Annotated in this window: 5 protein-coding genes and 1 riboswitch; of the genes, 2 read left to right on the top strand and 3 right to left on the bottom strand. The window is 72.9% G+C overall.

The annotated features are described in order from the left end of the window. Positions 1-118 precede the first annotated feature (118 nt). Together trmB and ACFWZ5_RS29395 are read left to right on the top strand one after the other, a co-directional pair. Positions 119-886 carry a tRNA (guanosine(46)-N7)-methyltransferase TrmB gene (gene trmB / locus ACFWZ5_RS29400; RefSeq protein WP_384804747.1) on the top strand — a complete coding sequence of 256 codons (768 nt, stop codon included), beginning with the start codon at positions 119-121 and terminating at the stop codon, positions 884-886. Positions 887-929: 43 nt separating this feature from the next. Beyond that, complete coding sequence (locus ACFWZ5_RS29395) at positions 930-2,282, top strand: PrsW family intramembrane metalloprotease (RefSeq protein WP_384804745.1); 1,353 nt, start codon at positions 930-932, stop codon at positions 2,280-2,282. A gap of 2 nt (positions 2,283-2,284) precedes the next feature. On the opposite strand, the gene ACFWZ5_RS29390 is transcribed toward ACFWZ5_RS29395, so the two are convergent. From ACFWZ5_RS29390 to ACFWZ5_RS29380, 3 genes are all read right to left on the bottom strand, one after another. Further along, positions 2,285-3,229, bottom strand: a complete 945-nt coding sequence (locus ACFWZ5_RS29390) for an aldo/keto reductase (RefSeq protein WP_384804743.1) — start codon at positions 3,227-3,229, stop codon at positions 2,285-2,287. Between the two features lie 167 nt (positions 3,230-3,396). Then, positions 3,397-4,542 (bottom strand): M23 family metallopeptidase, encoded by a 1,146-nt coding sequence (locus ACFWZ5_RS29385; protein WP_384804741.1) that lies wholly within the window; start codon positions 4,540-4,542, stop codon positions 3,397-3,399. A gap of 11 nt (positions 4,543-4,553) precedes the next feature. Then, a riboswitch (cyclic di-AMP (ydaO/yuaA leader) is annotated at positions 4,554-4,715 on the bottom strand. Positions 4,716-4,946: 231 nt separating this feature from the next. Beyond that, the gene (locus ACFWZ5_RS29380) at positions 4,947-6,056 is read right to left on the bottom strand and encodes a PP2C family protein-serine/threonine phosphatase (protein WP_384804739.1); all 1,110 of its coding nucleotides are present in this window, start codon (positions 6,054-6,056) and stop codon (positions 4,947-4,949) included. Positions 6,057-6,309 lie beyond the last annotated feature (253 nt).

Genomic DNA, 6,309 nt, shown 5'->3' with positions numbered 1-6,309 from the left:
GGCGCGCAGCGCCGGATAAAAGGGGGTCCAGGGGGCGGAGCCCCCTGGTTTCGGGGAGGGGTGGGATTGGGGAGGCCCCCGGCAGGGTCACCCCCCGGCGACTAAAATCGTCCCCACTGTGTCTGAGAATTCCCGCCCGAAGGGCGCCCCCCGCTTCCCCGAAGGCCCCGCTCCCGACCCCACCGGGTCCCGGTTCGAGCGGCGCATCCGCAGCTTCACCCCGCGCCGCAGCCGCGTCACGACCGCCCAGGGCGACGCCCTGCGGCGCCTGTGGCCCAAGTGGGGGCTCGACATCGACGGCGAGGGCCGGCTCGACCTCGGCGAGCTCTTCGGGAACGACGCCCCCGTCGTCCTGGAGATCGGCTTCGGGATGGGCGAGGCCACCGCTCGGATGGCGGAGGCCGACCCGGACACCAACATCCTCGCGGTCGACGTACACACCCCCGGACAGGGCAACCTGCTCAATCTCGCGGACCGGAACGGGCTGTCCAACATTCGGGTCGCCAACGGCGACGCCGTCATCCTGCTGCGCGAGATGCTCGCCCCGGAGACCCTCGACGGCGCCCGCGTGTACTTCCCCGACCCCTGGCCCAAGGCCCGCCACAACAAGCGCCGCCTGATCCAGCCCGAGTTCCTGACGCTGCTCGCGCCCCACCTCAAGCCCGGCGCGCTGCTGCACTGCGCCACGGACTGGGAGCCGTACGCCGAGCACATGCTGGAGGTGCTCACCGCGCACCCCGACTTCGAGAACACCCAGGAGGACGGCGGCTACGCACCCCGCCCCGACTTCCGGCCGCTCACCCGTTTCGAGGGCCAGGGCCTGCGCAAGGGCCACGTCGTCCACGACCTGCTGTTCCGCCGCGCGGCCGTGCTCGACGGGGCCTGAGGCACCGTCGCGGCCCGCCCCGACCCTCGTTAGGGTCAAAGCCGTGGCCACCAGTCCCCCGTACCCGACTCACCCGACGCCGCCCGGTGGGCCCGCCGGGTCCGACGGGTCCGCCGGGGCACCCGGGCCACGGCATCCGCACTGGTGGCAGCGCGGAGCCATCCGGGCCACCGCGCTCGTCACGCTCCTCACGCTCTCCGGGCTCGTCATCCTCGCCCTGGTGCGCGAGCAGACCGGCACCGAGGGCTTCCTGGTCGGGCTCGGCCTCGCGACGCTGCCGGTGCCGCTGCTCATCGCCGCGTTCCGCTGGCTGGACCGGGTGGCGCCCGGGCCCTGGCGGAACCTGCTGTTCTCGTTCTCCTGGGGGGCCTGCGCGGCCGCGCTGATAGCGATCGTCGCGAACAGCTTCGCGACCCGCTGGATAGCCACCGCCACCGCCGACCCCACCAGCGCCGACACCCTCGGCGCGACCGTCATCGCGCCCATCGTCGAGGAGACCGCCAAGGCCGCGGCCGTCCTCCTCGTCTTCCTCTTCCGAAGAGCCGACTTCACCGGCGTCGTCGACGGCTTCGTGATAGCGGGCGTCACCGCCACCGGCTTCGCGTTCACCGAGAACATCCTCTACCTCGGCAACGCCTTCGGCACCGACCAGCTCAGCGGCGAGAGCGGCCTCGCCTCCGTGACCGCCGCGACCTTCTTCGTCCGCGTGGTCATGTCGCCGTTCGCGCACCCGCTGTTCACCGTGCTCACCGGCATCGGCTTCGGCGTCGCCGCGGTCACCGCCGAGCGCCACACCGCACGCCGCGCGCTGCTCCCCTGCGCGGGCCTCCTCCTGGCCATGGGCCTGCACGCCTTCTGGAACGGCGCGGCGGGCTTCGGCGAGTACGGCTTCTTCGTCGTGTACGCGGCGTTCATGCTGCCGGCGTTCGGACTTCTCACCTGGCTGGCGATCTGGCTGCGCCAGCGCGAGCTGCGCCTCGCCCGCGAGATCCTGCCGCTGTACGTGACCGCGGGCTGGTTCGCCGCGCCCGAGCCGTACGCGCTCGGCACCATGAACGCCCGCACCCTCGCCCGCGACTACGCCGCGTTCCACCTGGGCAAGCCCGCCGGACGCACGGTCGTGGAGTACGAGACGCACGCGACGTCCCTGGCGCTCCTTCGCCACCGCGGCAGCACCGGCCGGGCCCCCGCCGACTTCGTCGCCCGCGAACGCGCGCTCCTCGAAGCGCTGTGGACGCGCCGCCCGGTGGCGGGACCCGCCCTCGTGTACGCGGCCAGGGCGACGGCCCCCGTTCCGGCACCGTCGCCCTACGCCCCGTACGCACTCTCGTATCCGTACCCCTACCCGTACGCGTACGCCCCGGGCCAGCCCCCGTACAACCCCTACCGCACCTGACGTCAGGCCGCGGCCGCCGTGAGGGCCGCGAGCTGCGCCCCGGTCAGCTCCAGGTCGCCGACCGCGAGGAGCGCCGGAAGCTGTGCCACCGTGCGGGCCGAGGCCAGCGGCGCCGCGACCGTCGGCTGGGCGGCGAGCCAGGCGAGGGCGACCGTGGCGACCTCGACGTCGTGGGCCTTGGCCACCTCGTCGAGCGCGGCGAGGACGCGGCGGCCCCGCTCGGTCTCCACGTGCACGCCGGCCTTTTCGGCGCGGGCGCTGTCGACCTCCTTGCCGGGGCGGTACTTGCCGGTGAGGAAGCCGGACGCGAGCGCCCAGTACGGGACGGCGGCGAGGCCCGAACGGGAGGCGATCTCCTGGAGCGGGCCCTCGTAGGTGTCGCGCGAGACGAGGTTGTAGTGCGGCTGCAGCGCCACGTACCGCACGAGGCCCTCGCGGTCGGAGAAGTCCAGGCACTCCTGGAGGCGCTCGGCGGTGATGTTCGAGGCGGCGATCGCGCGCACCTTGCCCGAGCGCACCAACTCGTCGAGGGCGGTGAGGATCTCCTCGACGGACACGGTCGGGTCGTCGTAGTGCGTGTAGTACAGGTCGATGTAGTCCGTGCCGAGGCGGCGCAGGGACTCCTCCGCGCCGGCCTTGATGGTGCCGGCCGACAGGCCCTTGTAGTCGGGGTGGGCGCCGACCTTCGTGGCGACGACGACGTCAGAGCGGTTGCCGCGCTCGGCCATCCACCGCCCGAGGATCTCCTCGGACTCACCGCCCTTGTTGCCGGGCACCCAGAACGAGTAGGCGTCGGCGGTGTCTATGAAGTTGCCGCCGGCGGCCGCGTACGCGTCGAGGACGGCGAAGGACTCCGTCTGGTCGGCGGTCCAGCCGAAGACGTTGCCGCCAAGGGCGAGAGGGAAGACTTCGAGGTCGGACGAGCCCAGGGGGCGCAGAGTGGTCATACGGGACCCAACGCCTTTGCGGACACGGGAATTCCGTTCATGGCCGGAACAGGCAGGACATGGCCGGGACACGCGGGACAGGACCGGCGGCCCTGACGTCGGGGGGTCGTCGCCAGGGCCGCCGGAATCCGGGAGGGCCGGGTGAACCGGCCGGGAAAGCGGGCGAGTTACGGGGTCAGGCCCTTGCTCCGCAGCCACGCCAGCGGGTCGATCGTGGCGCCGCCGCCGGTGTGGACCTCCATGTGGAGGTGCGCGCCGGTGACGTTGCCGGTGGCGCCTACGCGGCCGATGATGTCGCCCGTGCTGACCTTCTGGCCCACGCTGACGCTCATCGAGGACTGGTGGCAGTACCAGATCTGGGTGCCGTCCTCCAGCTCCAGGACGGTGCGGTAGCCGTACGCGCCCGCCAGGCCCGCTTCCTTGATGGTGCCGGTGTGGACGGCCTTGAGCAGCGTGCCCGTGGGGGCGGCGAAGTCCAGGCCGGTGTGGTGCCCGGAGGACCACATGGAGCCGGAGTCGCCGAAGTGCGAGGTGAGGGTGTACGACGACGTCGGCAGCGTGAAGCTCTTGGCGAGCTTGGCGAGGCGCTCGGCCTCGCGCTTCTTGCGGGCCGCCTCCTCCTTCTTGCGCTTCTCCTCCGCGGCCTTCGCCTTGGCCTTGGCCTCCGCCTGGCCCTGCTGGGCCCTGGCCTGCTCGGCGGCCTTCCGCACGGCGGCGTCCTGGGCCTGCTGACGCTGGGTGTCGTCGGCCTGGTGCCGCTGGTTCTCGGCCTGCTGGAGGATGCGGGCGCGCAGTGCCTCTCCGGCGTCGGTGGTGCCCTGCCGCGCGTCGGCGCCGGTGACGCCCGCGGAGCTCAGGGGCGCGGCGGACGCGGCGGTGTCGGGCTCCGACGACGCGTCGCCGTCGGACATCAGGGAGCCCACGCCGGGCAGGGACTTGGCCTCGGGCAGCGAGTCCGTGACGGACGACATGTCCGGCATGGATATGGAGACCGGCGGCTTGCCGCCCTGCGCGGTGGCCATGCCGCCCGCGCCGACGGCGGCGATCACGCCGACGCCGAGGACGGTGGAGCTGCGCGCGAGCCCGCCGCCGCCCTTCTTGTGGATGCGGTGCTTGCCGCGCACGGGCCGGACGGACTCGGCGGTGGGGTTCCACTCCTCCCAGGGCTGCTCCTGGGGGGCGGTCTCGGCGAAGCCGGAGTACGGGGAGTGCCCGGAGTACGAGGAGAACTCGGAGAACTCGGGGAACTCGGCGGTGGCCGGGTCGTCGTGCGGCACGTGCGGCGCTTCTGGAGCAGGCCGGTTGGACGCCACTGGGGCGCACTCCTTTCCTTCCTTCTCGCCTACCGGGTTAGCTGACGGGTTCGGAGCAGGAAGGTCTCCTACGAACGCTTCGTGCGTACGCGGATCACGTACGCGAAAGGCGTCCGATTCACCCCAAGTTGGTGGTTCCCCGGCTCCCTTGCGGGATTAGGCGTGTGCGCACGGAGCCATCTCTCGTGACGGCTGGGACGACCGCGCTGCGTTATCGAACGTTAATAGACAGCAGGGTCGTATTCCAAGCTGTTCCGGTTGATCGTTAACGCTTACGCATCGAACACAACGGGACATCAGCGCCTGGATCGGGGCGAGTTGAGCCGTCGCCGTGACGCTGCGCGCCGGAATGGATCTTCCTCTTTGCCTGACGACCCGTCAGCCCCTCTGCACAGGGGCGCCGCTCAGTCACTGGCCGTGACGGGGCGGGTCACCGCGAGGAGCGCCATGTCGTCCGACGCGCCGCCGCCGGTGTGCTCGACGACCTCCGCCACGAGCGTCGAGAGCAGCGCGTCGGGCGCGTCCGGACCCGCGAAGACCCGCCCGCCGAGCCGGGCGACCGGATCGTAGAAGACACCGTGCGCGTCCCGGGCCTCGGAGAGCCCGTCGGTGTAGAGCAGCAGCGTGGAGCCCGGCGGGAAGGCCGTCTCGTCGGCGCGGTCGGGCCAGGTGCCGAGCTCGCCCATGCCGAGCGGCAGCGCGGGCTCGGCCGGCGCGACGACGCACATCCGCCCGTCGTCGCGCAGCACCAGCGGCGCCGGATGGCCGCGGTTGACGATGCGTACGACGCCGTCGCCGCGCGGGATCTCCGCGAGCACGGCGGTGGTGAACCCCTCGAACGCGTCGAGCCCGTCGCGCCGGGTGCCCTCCCGCGCGAGCGCCCGCTCCAGGCGCTGCGCGACCGCCTCCAGGGTGGCCTCCTGCTCGGCCGCCTCCCGGAAGGCACCGATGACGACGGCGACGGCGGCCACGGCACCCATGCCCTTGCCGCGTACGTCGCCGACGATGACGCGGACGCCGTGCGGGGTGTCCTGCACCGCGTACAGATCGCCCCCGATGAACGCGTCGGCCTGCGCGGCCTCGTAGCGGGCGGCGACGTCCAGGCCGCCGATCCGGGCCTCGGGCTGCGGCAGCACGGCGCGCTGGGCGGCCTCGGCGATGGAGCGGGCGGAGGCGAGGCGGGCGTCGCCCTGGCGTACGACGCGGTTGATGACGACGGCGAGCGCGCCGACGGTCAGCATGGTCAGGAGCTCGGTGATCACTTCCACGTCGCCGTTGGTGTGGCTCTTGACGCGCAGGGCGAGCACGGCGGCGCAGGACACCGCGGCGGCCAGGACGGTGGTGCGCAGCGAGAAGAACGGCGCGGTGATCAGCGGCGCCGCGGCGAACAGCGGCGCCGCCGTGAACTCGGGCGGAGTCAGGACGTCGAAGAGAACACCGACGACCAGGAGCACCGGCGGCAAGGCCCTGACCAACGCCCGCTCCCCCGGCAGCACACGCCGCTCAGCACCCACGGCGGGCCTCCGGCCGACCGCACGTACCGCCGCTGCCGCGGCGGCTTCTGCCCGCCCACCCGCCCAGGGCGCGCCGCCCCGGGCGCACCCCCACACGCGCGGTCGCCGACGGCGAGCACCCCCCACGGGGGGCGCTCACCCCGCGTGGAGCTGGAAACGGGCGGGCGGGTGGGAGATCAGATCCACCCACCCCACCCCAACCCCAAACTCTAACAACCCCCACCCCCCTCCCGGCCCCCCCCCCCAACGCGAC

Source organism: Streptomyces sp. NPDC059003, from assembly GCF_042740445.1.
GTDB lineage: Bacteria > Actinomycetota > Actinomycetes > Streptomycetales > Streptomycetaceae > Streptomyces.
Note: the sequence above shows the minus strand (reverse complement) of the source record. Positions and strands in the feature narration are given on the sequence as shown.

Coding starts and splice junctions, on each gene's coding strand:
- ACFWZ5_RS29390 (WP_384804743.1), bottom strand. CDS start 3,229: ATGACCACTCTGCGCCCCCTGGGCTCGTCCGACCTCGAAGTCTTCCCT.